General features: G+C 39.6%; 15 protein-coding genes and 2 pseudogenes. 5 read left to right on the top strand and 12 right to left on the bottom strand.

Features of this window, described 5'->3' with window-relative positions:
• Positions 1–191 precede the first annotated feature (191 nt).
• Positions 192–341, bottom strand: coding sequence for a hypothetical protein (locus tag AC1TO4_RS13595; protein WP_482105780.1), 150 nt, complete (start codon positions 339–341; stop codon positions 192–194).
• 511 nt (positions 342–852) lie between these two features.
• On the opposite strand from AC1TO4_RS13595, the pseudogene AC1TO4_RS13590 reads away from it, so the two are divergent.
• The 3 genes and pseudogenes from AC1TO4_RS13590 to AC1TO4_RS13580 form a co-directional block, all read left to right on the top strand.
• Positions 853–1,245, top strand: a pseudogene (locus tag AC1TO4_RS13590) (DUF8208 domain-containing protein).
• A 109-nt stretch (positions 1,246–1,354) separates the two neighbouring features.
• On the top strand, positions 1,355–2,143 hold the full coding sequence (gene yghU / locus AC1TO4_RS13585) for a glutathione-dependent disulfide-bond oxidoreductase (RefSeq protein ID WP_482105779.1): 789 nt from the start codon (positions 1,355–1,357) through the stop codon (positions 2,141–2,143).
• Between the two features lie 483 nt (positions 2,144–2,626).
• Positions 2,627–2,794, top strand: a pseudogene (locus AC1TO4_RS13580) (integrase); the annotation flags it as partial.
• Here the strand turns inward: AC1TO4_RS13580 and AC1TO4_RS13575 are convergent.
• The 4 genes from AC1TO4_RS13575 to groES all read right to left on the bottom strand — a co-directional run bounded on the left by AC1TO4_RS13575 (position 2,768) and on the right by groES (position 5,443).
• Positions 2,768–3,019 (bottom strand): tyrosine-type recombinase/integrase, encoded by a 252-nt coding sequence (locus AC1TO4_RS13575; RefSeq protein ID WP_482105778.1) that lies wholly within the window; start codon positions 3,017–3,019, stop codon positions 2,768–2,770. The pseudogene AC1TO4_RS13580 and the gene AC1TO4_RS13575 sit on opposite strands and share 27 nt — an antisense overlap.
• Positions 3,020–3,047: 28 nt before the next feature.
• Complete coding sequence (locus AC1TO4_RS13570; protein WP_482105777.1) at positions 3,048–3,371, bottom strand: tyrosine-type recombinase/integrase; 324 nt, start codon at positions 3,369–3,371, stop codon at positions 3,048–3,050.
• Between the two features lie 96 nt (positions 3,372–3,467).
• Positions 3,468–5,102 carry a chaperonin GroEL gene (groL, locus tag AC1TO4_RS13565; RefSeq protein WP_482105776.1) on the bottom strand — a complete coding sequence of 545 codons (1,635 nt, stop codon included), beginning with the start codon at positions 5,100–5,102 and terminating at the stop codon, positions 3,468–3,470.
• Between the two features lie 56 nt (positions 5,103–5,158).
• Positions 5,159–5,443, bottom strand: coding sequence for a co-chaperone GroES (gene groES, locus AC1TO4_RS13560; protein ID WP_482105775.1), 285 nt, complete (start codon positions 5,441–5,443; stop codon positions 5,159–5,161).
• 186 nt (positions 5,444–5,629) lie between these two features.
• Here groES and AC1TO4_RS13555 point away from each other — a divergent pair, with 186 nt between their 5' ends.
• Entirely contained in the window at positions 5,630–6,367 is a 738-nt protein-coding gene (locus AC1TO4_RS13555; RefSeq protein ID WP_482105774.1) for a CPBP family intramembrane glutamic endopeptidase, read from the top strand.
• A gap of 45 nt (positions 6,368–6,412) precedes the next feature.
• On the opposite strand, the gene tatC is transcribed toward AC1TO4_RS13555, so the two are convergent.
• From tatC to AC1TO4_RS13540, 3 genes are all read right to left on the bottom strand, one after another.
• Positions 6,413–7,213, bottom strand: a complete 801-nt coding sequence (gene tatC / locus AC1TO4_RS13550) for a twin-arginine translocase subunit TatC (RefSeq protein WP_482105773.1) — start codon at positions 7,211–7,213, stop codon at positions 6,413–6,415.
• 17 nt (positions 7,214–7,230) lie between these two features.
• Positions 7,231–7,416: a twin-arginine translocase TatA/TatE family subunit gene (locus AC1TO4_RS13545; protein WP_067205353.1), complete on the bottom strand. Its 186-nt coding sequence runs from the start codon at positions 7,414–7,416 to the stop codon at positions 7,231–7,233.
• A 120-nt stretch (positions 7,417–7,536) separates the two neighbouring features.
• Positions 7,537–8,187 (bottom strand): redox-sensing transcriptional repressor Rex, encoded by a 651-nt coding sequence (locus AC1TO4_RS13540; protein ID WP_482105772.1) that lies wholly within the window; start codon positions 8,185–8,187, stop codon positions 7,537–7,539.
• A 123-nt stretch (positions 8,188–8,310) separates the two neighbouring features.
• Here AC1TO4_RS13540 and AC1TO4_RS13535 point away from each other — a divergent pair, with 123 nt between their 5' ends.
• A complete protein-coding gene (locus AC1TO4_RS13535; RefSeq protein ID WP_482105835.1) occupies positions 8,311–10,242 on the top strand; it encodes an ABC-F family ATP-binding cassette domain-containing protein in 1,932 nt (643 codons plus the stop codon).
• Between the two features lie 375 nt (positions 10,243–10,617).
• Here AC1TO4_RS13535 and tsaD read toward each other — a convergent pair whose 3' ends face one another.
• From tsaD to tsaE, 4 genes are read right to left on the bottom strand one after another with little or no spacing between them, the layout of a single operon-like run.
• Positions 10,618–11,640 (bottom strand): tRNA (adenosine(37)-N6)-threonylcarbamoyltransferase complex transferase subunit TsaD, encoded by a 1,023-nt coding sequence (tsaD, locus tag AC1TO4_RS13530; RefSeq protein WP_482105771.1) that lies wholly within the window; start codon positions 11,638–11,640, stop codon positions 10,618–10,620.
• On the bottom strand, positions 11,637–12,095 hold the full coding sequence (gene rimI, locus AC1TO4_RS13525) for a ribosomal protein S18-alanine N-acetyltransferase (protein ID WP_482105770.1): 459 nt from the start codon (positions 12,093–12,095) through the stop codon (positions 11,637–11,639). The genes tsaD and rimI overlap by 4 nt, the downstream gene beginning before the upstream one ends.
• Positions 12,082–12,792: a tRNA (adenosine(37)-N6)-threonylcarbamoyltransferase complex dimerization subunit type 1 TsaB gene (tsaB, locus tag AC1TO4_RS13520; protein ID WP_482105769.1), complete on the bottom strand. Its 711-nt coding sequence runs from the start codon at positions 12,790–12,792 to the stop codon at positions 12,082–12,084. Before tsaB ends, rimI begins: the two co-directional genes overlap by 14 nt.
• The gene (gene tsaE / locus AC1TO4_RS13515; RefSeq protein WP_482105768.1) at positions 12,789–13,241 is read right to left on the bottom strand and encodes a tRNA (adenosine(37)-N6)-threonylcarbamoyltransferase complex ATPase subunit type 1 TsaE; all 453 of its coding nucleotides are present in this window, start codon (positions 13,239–13,241) and stop codon (positions 12,789–12,791) included. Before tsaE ends, tsaB begins: the two co-directional genes overlap by 4 nt.
• Positions 13,242–13,434 lie beyond the last annotated feature (193 nt).

Raw genomic sequence — 13,434 nt, 5'->3', positions numbered from 1 at the left:
TTTTGTATTTTTTTATAAAAGCGAGATAGATTGCTCTACCTCGCTATGTAAAAGAATGATTTTACTTTAATCCTCTTTTAATATTCAACTTACAATATATTAAATTCTTAAACAAGTATTGTACCGTCGCTAATTCTAAAATATCCTTTTGCTTGGTCTGTTTTTGACAATTTTGAAGATATGTCTTCTTTTTATTTATCTGTTTGTTTTTGCTTCTTTTTCAAATACTCCACACGTATTTTTTCGAGTTGCTCCTTTTTATCAAATTGGGCAGGCTTGTGTTTTTCATGATACTTTGTCACAGCTACCCGACCTTTGTTATCCAATTGATATTTCCCCACTTTGTTCACCTACTATTCTTGTCTTTAAAGAGAATCTATTCAACAAATATAATATACCTTATTTTACTGGTGTAAACCTTAATCACTAAAAAAATCTTATTATTTACATATCCTGTTTGATTCACTTTGATTAAATTACACCCCGAAATACACCACAAAAATAGCTAGTCAATTGTCTCTCTGCTTTCTCTTCAATCGTATAGTCTGGATCTTGATAAGAAATTTGCAAGGATTTCTTTAGCTATCTTACATCATGCCGCCCATAAGTTCGCCACGCAAATCCTCGAAAACAGCTACAAAGAAACCCATTAAAATCAACGTTTCAAAGAAAATCAGAAAATACCGTTAAATGATTTCATACTCCCTCATTTTGAAATGTCGCATGTGAATGCCATTTACTATATCAAAGATGGAAAAACCTATGGAGAATATGACCTTGAAGTTTATGAAGGAATTCGCCAACAGGAGGAATTGAATCATTTTATTGACTCCATGACTGGAGGAGTAACAAATGCGTAAAGAAGAGGTAGCTCGCAAACTTGAAGAGTTCCAATACTATCTGAGTACTTCAAACATTTTTACAGATATCGTTAGATGGATTGCTTGGGTATTCGTTCAAGGTTTGACATGGGTTGTAGATATCCTTGAAAACCTAACCGATGACATCTAATTGATTAAGACCTTTTATAACAATCCTGAATTTATAGCCTTTATCGATGCTATCAGACCCTTCCTGTACATTTTGTTAGCCTTTTCCCTTCTTTATACGTGCTATTCACTAATCTTCAACAGGAAGTTTAACCTTGAAGGAATTGCAGTAAACATCTTTATCGCCTGTATCATCGTCCTCATGCTAAATGCAGGAATGGATAAAGCAAATGACTTTACAGACGCAGGCACTTAGATATTTTATGCTGAGCCGTATTATAAATAGATGATAAGCTAAATATTAGGAGTACTTTTATATTGTTAGTATGATGGAGTTAATAATAGATATTAGGAGGAATGTTGAGATGACAAAATATGAATTACCAGACGTGTGGCAGTGGGAAGAAGAGAATTCGAATAGAGGCGGTAATCTTCCGACAGCCGGTGAACGTTTCGAACAAAAACTACCAGTCGGAGAGGCACCGTTCCAACTCTATTCACTGGGAACGCCGAATGGTATTAAAGTGACGATTATGCTGGAAGAATTAAAAGAGTTGGGTGTCGATGGTGTAGACTATGATTTGTATAAAATCAATATTGGAGCCGGCGATCAATTTGGTTCAGATTTTGTCAAGATCAATCCTAATTCTAAGATCCCAGCCCTAGTCGATCAAAGTCAAAGTCCACGTGTGAAAATTTTTGAATCAGGGTCGATTCTGCTTTACTTGGCTGAGAAATTTAATAAACTGATCCCGACAGATATTCATGGACGGACAGAAACCCTTAATTGGCTTTTCTGGCAAATTGGGTCTGGTCCTTATGTTGGTGGAGGGTTTGGTCACTTTTTTGCTTATGCGCCAGAGCCTATGAAATACCCAATTGATCGTTTTACTATGGAAACGAAACGTCAATTAGACTTACTTGATAAAATATTAGCTCAGCGTTCTTATATCGCTGGTGATACCTATACTATTGCAGATATTACGATATGGTCTTGGTACGGGCGTTTAGCTTTAGGAAAATTGTATGAAGGCTCTTATGAATTTTTAAACATGGATGAATATACTCATCTCTTGGAATGGGCTCATCGCATTGCGGAACGACCAGGCGTTCAAAAAGGTCTGGTAGCAGAGTATCAGTTGCTTGGGGAGTAGTTTCAAGAAAACAATGTATTGATGTTTTTCTCCTTTAAAATAGAATTAAAACCTTATATAGACATGTCAAAGAGAACGGTATCATAAATAGGAAGAGTGGTTTATTCAACAAAAGGGCGCTTTTCTTGAATAAGAAGGCGTCTTTTTGATATGCCCAGCACATTTAAGAGATGAGATCTTGTTAGGGTAAAGAAAAGACTGTGAAGATTCCCACTTAAACTATAGGGTGCTTTAACACAATAAGGAATAAAATTAAAGAGTCTAAAATATGCAAGGATTTATACATTTCTTGTATATTTAGGCTCTTTTTTCATTCATAAAATATGCTGCCATAAACAGCATTTTTTGATTGCCGAATACAGCTTCACTGTACTTAAAAAATATAACAATAAAGTCGTTTAAATCTAAATGTAGTTCCATTAAAGCGCCCTATTGTTGGATAGTGGTAAATATGAAAGAGCTGCTAAAATAAATAAAGTGTTTATGACCGAAAAGCTTGTTAAGGAACTCTCTGTGTATAAAGTGTTTTGTAAGAATCATTTTGGAGAAGAGAATGAATATGTGTTCTTGAATCGTGATAATACTCCCATGACAGACAACTCCATTATGCTAGTGTTTAGGAACCTACAGAAACATATGAATTTTAAGGGTGTAAGGGTTAGCCCACATACTTTTAGGCATACGTTTTGTCACATATTGGCGGTTTTTACCGTAGACGCTCATTGTTACATTTTGCATATCGACATCTGACCATTTGAGATTTATCGCTTCCTTCCATCTAACGCCTGTTCCAAGTAAAAGCATAATCAATAAATAGCCTCGATAACTGAAATAACTTTTCTCTTTCCGTCTTAAACTTCGATAGTAAGCTAACATTTGATATATCTGTTCATCTGTAAAGACATCAATTTTGACATCTTCTTTTTAATTTTACTTTATGAGCCATATTTTCACTCACTATTTTTTCCTCGATAAGATAATTGAAGAACGCTCGTATTCTCATAATTTTCGTATTAATTGTCCCCGGCTTATTCCCTCTCTCCTGACAATCAACTAGGTAACTACGTACATGGCTTTGTGCTACCTCTTCAATGTTAATGACACCAAGTTCAAGGCAATAGTCAATAAACAACCCTAGTGTCCTCTCGTAGTTTCCAATGTTCACTTTCGTTGTGCTCTTAAATTTCCTGTCTGCTAAAAAGTCTTGATATGCGAATTTTAAAAGCATAAAAAATAACCACCTCTCTAATTTTTCTGAGAAGTGGTTATTCCTATACTAATTAATTATGAACGAGACAGCTTCACAAAATAGCCTGTGAAGAGATTACATCATGCCGCCCATACCGCCCATGTCAGGCATTCCGCCCATTCCACCGCCTGCTGGTTCTGGAAGGTCTGCAACTACTGCTTCAGTAGTCAAGAACATCGCTGCAACAGATGCTGCGTTTTGGAGTGCATAACGTGTAACTTTAGTTGGGTCAACGATTCCAGCTTCCATCATGTTTACCCATTCGCCTTCTGCAGCGTTAAAGCCGATGCCGATTTCTTCACGTTTCAGACGGTCAACAACGATAGATCCTTCAAGGCCCGCGTTGTTAGCGATTTGACGTACAGGTTCTTCAAGCGCACGAAGTACGATTTTAATACCGGTTGCTACGTCGCCTTCAGTAGACTCTAGTAATGCCGCTACCTTCGTGTAAACATTTACTAGTGCAGTACCACCACCAGAAACGATACCTTCTTCAACAGCTGCACGCGTTGAGTTCAATGCGTCTTCAATGCGAAGTTTACGTTCTTTAAGTTCAGTTTCAGTAGCTGCTCCGACTTTGATAACTGCCACGCCGCCTGCAAGTTTCGCAAGACGTTCCTGCAATTTCTCTTTATCGAATTCTGAAGTTGACTCTTCAAGCTGAACACGGATTTGATTAACACGTGCTTTGATAAGATCTGAATTTCCGCTACCTTCAACGATAGTCGTATTGTCTTTTGTAACGACAACTTTTGCTGCATGACCAAGCTGAGAAATATCAGTTGATTTAAGGTCTAGTCCAAGATCTTCAGTAATAACTTCCCCGCCAGTCAATGTCGCAATGTCTTCAAGCATCGCTTTGCGGCGATCTCCGAAGCCAGGTGCCTTAACAGCAACAGCGTTGAATGTGCCGCGCAGCTTGTTCACAACTAGTGTTGCAAGTGCTTCGCCTTCAACGTCCTCAGCGATCATTAGAAGTGGTTTACCTTGTTGAACAACTTGTTCAAGAACAGGAAGGATTTCTTGGATATTCGCAATCTTTTTATCTGTGATCAAGATGTACGGATTATCTAGAACAGCTTCCATTTTATCAGTGTCTGTTGCCATGTAAGCAGAAGCATAGCCACGGTCGAATTGCATTCCTTCTACAACGTCCAGTTCAGTCGTGAAGCCTTTTGACTCTTCGATTGTAATGACGCCGTCGTTGCCAACGCGCTCCATTGCTTCAGCAATCAGTTGCCCTACTTCTTCGTCTCCAGAAGAGATGGAAGCAACTTGTGCAATTTCTTCTTTTCCTTCGATTTCATTGGAGATTTCTTTTAGGCCTTCAACAGCAGTTGCAACCGCTTTTTCGATTCCTTTACGGATTCCTACAGGGTTAGCACCAGCTGTAACGTTTTTCAGTCCTTCACGGATCATCGCTTGCGCTAGAACCGTTGCAGTTGTTGTACCGTCACCAGCAATTTCGTTCGTTTTAGACGCTACTTCAGCAACCAGTTTTGCTCCCATGTTTTCGAAAGCATCTTCCAGTTCGATTTCACGTGCGATTGTTACACCGTCATTTGTAATTAGCGGTGAACCAAATTTTTTCTCAAGAACAACGTTACGTCCTTTAGGTCCAAGCGTCACTTTTACAGCGTCTGCTAATGTATCTACTCCACGCAGCATTGCGCTTCGTGCTTCTTCGTTAAATTTAATTTGTTTAGCCATTTATAAGTACCCTCCTGATTTTTCGTGTATTTTTTAACTATCCAAGCATTAGTATATTAGCCAATTACCGCTAAGATGTCACTTTCACGCAAGACCAGATATTCATTTCCTTCATGTTTGATTTCAGTACCAGCATATTTAGAGAAAAGGATACGATCTCCTTCTTTAACTTCTAAGTCAACTCGTTGGCCGTTTTCAAGAACGCGTCCAGTACCTGTTGCAAAAACCTTACCTTCTTGTGGTTTCTCTTTTGCAGAGTCCGGTATCACAATACCGCTTGACGTTTTTTCTTCTGCTTCGATTAGCTCGATAACAATACGGTCACCTAATGGTTTCAACAATTGAAACAACCTCCTCAGAGTAATATCTTCTTTTTAGCACTCAACAGTCATGAGTGCTAATACATTTCTAATCATAATGAAGATTTGCATATATTGCAAGTGAAATACTCCGAAGATTTTCTCTTTGCATATCTTGTTCTGAACAGATAATATTAGGCTCAACCACAGTTGAAAGGGTGGCATTACTTGAAAAACGGAAAAATTTACATCTACCTATTTCTTACTTACATCCTAATGCATGTAAGCAGTATCTTTTTATCCGAAGGACTATTCAAATACTTCCCTTGGGATGAGGAATTCACCGATAAAGATATAGCATATCGAGCAAGTTCATGGACACTTTTTATCGTCAATTCAATAGCATCTATTATCTTCCTACTATTAATCGTACCGAAGAAAAATTTCTTCCAGGTTTTCAAAGGGAAAAAGTCTACCATTCCTAATTCGATTCTATGGGGGTTCATTGGTTTCTTTCTGGCACTTGGAGGTCAAATGCTTGCGGGTGCTATCGAAAATGCAATTGGAATAACACCAGGTTCAGATAATACCGCAATCCTTTCAGAAATTGCCAAAGTATCCCCAATCATCATTATATGCATGGTACTCTTTGCCCCATTCCTCGAAGAGATCATTTTCCGTAGAGTTATTTTTGGAGGTGTTTATCAAAAGACCAATTTTTGGATTGCAGCTACTGTCAGTGCGCTCGTGTTTGCCGCGGTCCATAATGAATTTGAACACCTTCTGATGTACATGATGCCAGCATTCGTCTTCGCTTATCTGTACTACAAAACGAAACGAATATTGACTCCGATGATTGCTCATTTACTGATGAATGGATTTGTAGTCCTACTCAACCTAAACATGGAGAAGATACTAAAATGGCAAGAAAAGATGAAGCCTGTCATCGTCACTTTCCTGAACTAAAAAAGTCTTCCACAACCCATATGCGGGTTGTGGAAGACTTTTTTATTATTTCTGCTGTTGATTGTTAACTTCTTCGATTTGACGTTGTTGTTCAGCTGTCGCTTCTTCAAATTGTCGTTGCTGTTCCGCCTTCAAGTATTTCCTATGACCAAAGCGGGATATGAAAATACTAATTTCATAAAGCGCAAATAGCGGAACCGTGACGAACAAATGGGACAACAAGTCGGGTGGTGTAATGAATGCCGCAATCACGAATAGGACAAAATAAGCGTACTTCCTTATTTTCACGAGTGTCTTCGGATTCAATATACCGAGTCTTGTTAAAAATAGTAAGACTACCGGTAACTGGAAAACAATGCCAAACGGTATAAGCAGTTGGAATAGGAAAGTGAAATACTCATTTATCCCGATTGTCTGGGTTATATCAAGCTCTGCGGATAAATTCATCATGAACTTCATCACATATGGCAACAAGACAAAATACGAAAAAGCAATTCCTCCGACAAACAGGAGAAAGGTGAACGGAATATAATTTAATGTCGCGCGCCGTTCCGTTTCATGCAATCCCGGTGAAACGAAAGACCATAATTGATACATCAGTACCGGAGAAATGACGATGAATGCTATAAAGACAATCACCTTCACGTAAATCATGACTGGATCCAGTACGTTGAAAGCATTCAACGTAATATTATTTTCTTCTCCATCATACTGCAAAAATTGAATCAGCGGCTTCGCGACGAAAAAAGCACCTATTACTGCAATAACAAAGAAAACGACGATGACCATCAGCCGTTTTCTAATTTCATCTATATGTTCAATGATTGTTAAGTTTTTATCGTTCATCGGACAGTCATCCTAACTTACTTCAGTTCTTCTTTCTTGTCTTCCACTTTTTTTACATCGTCGTCTTCTACAAGACCTTTTGTGGCGTGTTTGAATTCACGCAATGAAGAACCAAAGGCTTTCCCGATTTCAGGCAATTTCTTAGGACCGAATACGAGCAAAGCAATAACAGCGATGATTATCAGACTTCCTGGACCTGGCATTTCGGACACCTCCTTCATAAGATAGGAATTGAATTGTATCCTTCTTCAGGGAAGGATATAGTTCGATCCTTTCTACGTCTATTTTACACGAAAGCTGTTGGGATTACTAATAACGAACCGTTACATATGTGAACCTTTGACGTCATTTTTTATGAAATAGATAAGTGTTTGCAATTCGACAGACAAATCGATTGTATGCACTCGTACCGACTCTGGTACTGCTAGACGCACAGGAGTAAAGTTTAGAATCCCTTTAATACCCATAGTAACAAGTTGATCTGTCACTTCTTGTGCAATACGTGATGGCACTGTGAGAATGACCAGGTCAATACCTAATTCCTCAATCTTCTCCTTAATTGTATCAGGATGAAAGACAGGTATGCCGCTCATCTCTGTACCCTCTAGAGCTGATTTTGGATCGAATGCAATGACAATCCGCGTATTATGGTTCTTATGGAAATTATATTTCAAAAAAGCATTTCCCAAGCTGCCAACCCCGATGAGTGCGACATCCGTTTTTTCATCCTGGTCGAGCGTCTGACGGAAAAAGTCTACTAGGTAATGCACGTCATAGCCATAACCTTTACGGCCAAGTGCCCCGAAATGGGAAAAATCACGTCGAATCGTAGCGGCATCGATTTTCATCGCTTCACTTAACTCGCTGGATGATACACGTTTCTTCCCTGTGTTCGCAAAATTTTGGAGAAACCTATAATATAGAGGCAAACGCTTTGACGTTGCCTGTGGAATTTTTGGTGTTTCTTCTTTCATACTAACCCTCCTGCACGTACTTAAAGGCGATTCTATCGTACAGTAGATAATGAATGTTGTAAAGGCGACCGTTGCACGCTTGACACTATTCATTTAAACTGAAGAGGAATAGAGGTGCTACTTTTGATTGTATTACAAGTGAACGGACTAACAAAATCATTTTCAGGAACAGATATATTAGAAAACGTAAAACTAGAAGTCCAGCACCGCGACCGCGTTGCACTAGTTGGACGTAATGGCGCTGGTAAATCAACACTTCTTAAAATAATTGCCGGTGAAATGACAGCTGATTCAGGTGATTTAATCGTTCCGAAAGATATACGAATCGGCTATCTTGAACAGCATTCAGGAATCGATTCCTCGTTAACAGTTTGGGAAGAGATGATGACCGTATTTGAACCACTTCACAGTATAGAAAGACGGCTCAGATCGCTTGAAGGACAAATGGCCGATCCGTCTGTCTATGACAATAAGACTGACTATGATCGTGTCATTAAAGAATACGATGCTCTGCAAGTTGAATTTAAGGGATCAGGCGGCTATCAATATGAATCTGATACCCGTTCAGTACTGCACGGGATGCGTTTTTACCATGAGGACTACACTAAAAATGTCACCCTTCTTTCGGGTGGTCAAAAGACACGATTGGCGCTTGCTAAAATGCTTCTTAGTAAGCCCGATCTCCTCATACTCGATGAGCCGACAAACCACCTTGACATCGAAACGTTAGGCTGGCTTGAAAAATACTTGGTATCATACGAAGGGGCTATTCTAATTGTTTCCCATGACCGCTATTTCTTAGATGAAATCGTCACGATTGTCTACGAGGTATCCCGTAAAAAAGTAATGAAGTACACAGGTAACTATACTGCCTATCTTGAAGAAAAAGCAAAAAACTATGAACGTGATCAAAAACTATTTGTAAAAGAAATGGGAGAGAAGGCCAAGCTTGAGGATTTCGTTCAGCGCAATATTGCTCGTGCATCTACATCCAAAATGGCCAAAAGTCGTAGAAAAACGCTTGAAAAGACGGACTGGATGGATTCGCCTGACGGTAATGAAAAATCAGCAAATTTCACCTTCTCAATTGATCGACCAAGTGGTAACGATGTACTTGCCCTTGAAGAGCTAGCGGTAGGCTATGACGGTATTCCTGTCTCAAAGGGAATCGATATGCGGATATACAAACAAGATCGCATTGCGCTCATCGGACCGAACGGCGTAGGGAAATCAACAATATTAAAAACAATCGTTAAAGCACAAGACCCGATATCCGGTAAAATCCGGTATGGTACAAATGTTCAATTTGGCTATTACGATCAGGAACAGGCAACACTTATCGGAACTGGTACCGTTCTACAAGAACTGTGGGATGATTGGCCGATGATGAATGAAAAAGATGTTCGTTCTGTGCTAGGACGCTTTTTATTTACCGGTGAAGATGTGGAGAAATCTGTTACGTCTTTGTCAGGTGGGGAAAAAGCCCGCCTATCACTTGCTAAACTGATGTTACAGAAATCGAATACGCTTATCCTTGATGAGCCGACAAACCATCTAGACCTTGATAGTAAAGAAATTCTAGAAAATGCATTGGATGACTTCCCGGGCACGCTTATCTTCGTGTCACATGATCGTTACTTCATTAACCGTATTGCAACTAAGGTAATTGATATTAGCGGTACTGGTGCAGTTGAATATCTTGGTGATTACGATTACTTCGTAGAGAAGAAGCTGGAACAGGAAGAACTGCTCGCCGAAACAAATGCAGCAACAAAAACGACAACTCCAGTGATTGAAAGAAAAAAAGACGATGACAAAGAGCTAAAAAGACAGGAAAGAAGATTAACTAGAGCCATAGACGAAGTAGAATCTAACCTTTCAGTTTTGGAAGATAAGATTGGGGCATTACAAGAAGAACTTTCCACTCCTGACTTTGCAGATGACCATGTGAAATTAATGGAATTGCAGTCCCAGATTGACACACTCCAGGATGAACATGATCGCAAATCGGAAAATTGGCTTGCGCTGCAAGAGGAACTAGAGATTTTAGCTTAAGAAAGGATTGCGTCATTTTGAATCAAGACTCTTGATTCAAAGTGGCGCTTTGTCACTTTTTGCTGTCGGAACATATCGGATTACGAAATATGTACATTATACCGGCGAAATACTTTCCACAATCTTATTCACAACTAAAACCTAGTTATACCGGTAATAGTTTAATATTGTCCACATTACCCACAATAAAGTCAATTGTTATACACATAGTTATCCTCCCTCAACTGTTATTAATGGTTGATATGTCATTGTTATGCACAACTTATCAACAATTGTGCATAAGTACGAACGTTCCCTATTGACATTCTAAAATAAATCGGGATAAAAAAAACACAGAAATTGTCGCAATTTGGCAACTTCTGTGTTTTTACGTATTTATTCTTTCCACGAGACGAGGGGCATACCTGGTTTACCGTTCATTGCAAGATTTCCGCGAATACCGTCACTGAACATTGCTGATCCAGCAGCAGCAATCATTGCTGCATTGTCTGTACAGAGTGCAATTGGAGGTACATAGAAGGGAACTTCCTCCCTCTTGAAGTTTTCTTCAAGAGATGAGCGTAATCCTTTGTTTGCTGCTACTCCTCCAGCTGCAATTACTTGCTTGACTCCAAACTCCTTCGCTGCTTTCAATGCTTTTGTTGTCAGTACCTCCACAACACTCGCCTGGAAACCTGCTGCGACATGGAATGGGTTTACGGCCTCTCCACGTTGTGCAAGATTATGTTTGTAGTTAATAACAGCAGATTTGAGTCCACTGAAGCTGAAATCGTACGAACCTGGTTCAAGCCAAGCCCTTGGAAATTCTATTTGTCCATCACTTTCAGCTGCCAGCTTATCAATTTGTGGACCGCCCGGATATGAAAGTCCAAGTACACGAGCTACCTTGTCATAGGCTTCACCAGCAGCATCATCACGCGTTTCACCAATGAGTTCAAATGAACCATGCCCTTTCATTAATACAAGCTCTGTATGACCACCTGAGACGATTATAGCTAGAAGTGGGAACTCCATTGGTTGCATCAGCTCATTCGCATAAATATGGCCTGCAATATGATGCACGCCTATAATCGGCAATCCATTGGCAAATGCAAATGCTTTCGCAGCATTAACGCCGATTAACAACGCGCCGACTAAACCCGGCCCTTCCGTAACGGCAACTGCATCCAACTCTGCAGGTTTAAGTTTTGCATTCGAAAGTGCTTCTTCAATCACCAATGTAATTTGTTCAACATGATGTCTTGAAGCGATTTCCGGTACTACCCCGCCAAATCGCTTTTGGCTAGTAATTTGTGATGCCACAACATTTGAAATGATTTCAGTTCCATTTTTCACAACGGAAGCGGCAGTTTCATCACAACTCGTTTCTATTCCTAAAATATAAATATCTTTTGTCATTTGAATTCCACCCACATGACGAGCGCATCTTCATGGTCGTCTGCATAATAGTTTTTTCTGATTCCGCCGTCCTGGAAACCAAGTTTACGGTACAAATTTTGAGCCGTAGTATTAGTCATCCGCACTTCCAGGGTCATTAACCGGACTTCTTTTTCTCTACAAACAGCTATCGCTTCTTTCATCAATCCTTCACCAATGCCGTTTCCCTGCATATGCTTTCGTACCGCAACATTTGTAATATGACACTCATCTAGAACAATCCACATGCCACAATGGCCTATGACTTTCTCTTCAAATTCAGCAACGACATAATGAGCATAGTCATTTCCATTCATTTCATGTTCAAAAACTTCCGCAGTCCAAGGAGTAGCAAATACTTCTTCTTCAACTTCAACAACTGAAGATATATCACCTGTTCCCATCTCTCTATAAATAATCACTTTATCCAAGATCATTTTCCTTTCCCTGCTCTTTCAGCCAATTTGCCTCTGCTTCAGCAATACGTCGATACTCCGGAACGAATCCATGAATATCATTTTCCGGTTCTGATTGAGCAGCTACATATATAAGCGAAGATGCCCGAGGTAGATTAAATTGAAGAGGAGAAATTACGGCACCTGTACCAAGCCGTTCAATAAGCATTTCTTTATGCATAGCCGTATCTTTTCCAACGAATAAAACAGGACTACTTTGCTCTTTAAGTAATAGAATCAATTCTTCAAGAGAGTAATGTCCATCCTCTATCAATTGAGTAAGTTTTCCTGCTTCGGACCGATAAACACCTGCATAGACATTACTTCTTCTAGCATCGACTAACGGGCAAATCAAACCGTTGTAAAATAACACATTTGCTGCCATTGCTTTCAAAGTAGACACCCCAACGAGAGGCTTACCGAGTGTCCAGGCAAGTGTCTTTGCAATCGTCACTCCAATTCGAGCACCTGTATATGAACCCGGTCCTTCCGAAACTGCAATTGCACCTATATCCGTTGGTTTCAGATTTGCTTTTTCCAATAGCTGTTCAATTGCCGGCATAGCACGTAAGGAGTGATTAATAGCCATCGCGGACGTTTCTTCTATTAATAATTCCCCATCTTTAACTAGGGCAACGGAAATGGGCGTGTTAGCTGTATCTATACCTAACCAAATCATAAGAAAATCCCCTCACAAATCTCTTCATACCTCTTACCTAGAGGCGTAATAATAATTGTTCGTTTGTCTTCACCATTATGGACAAGCTGAATTTCCAAACGTTCTGTAGGTAAATCATCTTTAATTAGATGTGCCCACTCAATAACTGATACGGCATCACCATAAAAGAGCTCGTCCCAGCCAAGATCCTCATCACTGCCAGCTAATCGGTAGACATCCAGATGATTGAACGGATACTTCCCTTCATACTGTTTAATGATTGTGAAAGTCGGACTATTAACTGTGCCTGTAACACCTAATCCCTTTGCAAGGGCTTTTGTAAATGTTGTTTTTCCGGCACCTAAATCCCCCTCAAGCGTCAGTACATCTGGAGGAGTGAGAAGAGATGCAAGTTTAGTTGCGATTTTTTCTGTCTCCTCGACAGAATTCACTTCTATTTTCCTAGTCATAATCAGATTTCCTTTCTACTTCTTTGCTATAGTGTACCTAAAATACATTGCATCGGAAAGTATTGATACTTTTTTATAATCATTTTAACATCTTAAACAACAAAAAAACCGACTCCGGAATGAAATCCCGTAATCGGTTCTGAATTTAAATTTAAATGGCGGTCCCGACCGGGATCGAACCGGCGATCTCCTG

Source organism: Sporosarcina sp. Y838 (genome assembly GCF_056786515.1).
This window is presented reverse-complemented; position numbering and strand designations above follow the sequence as displayed.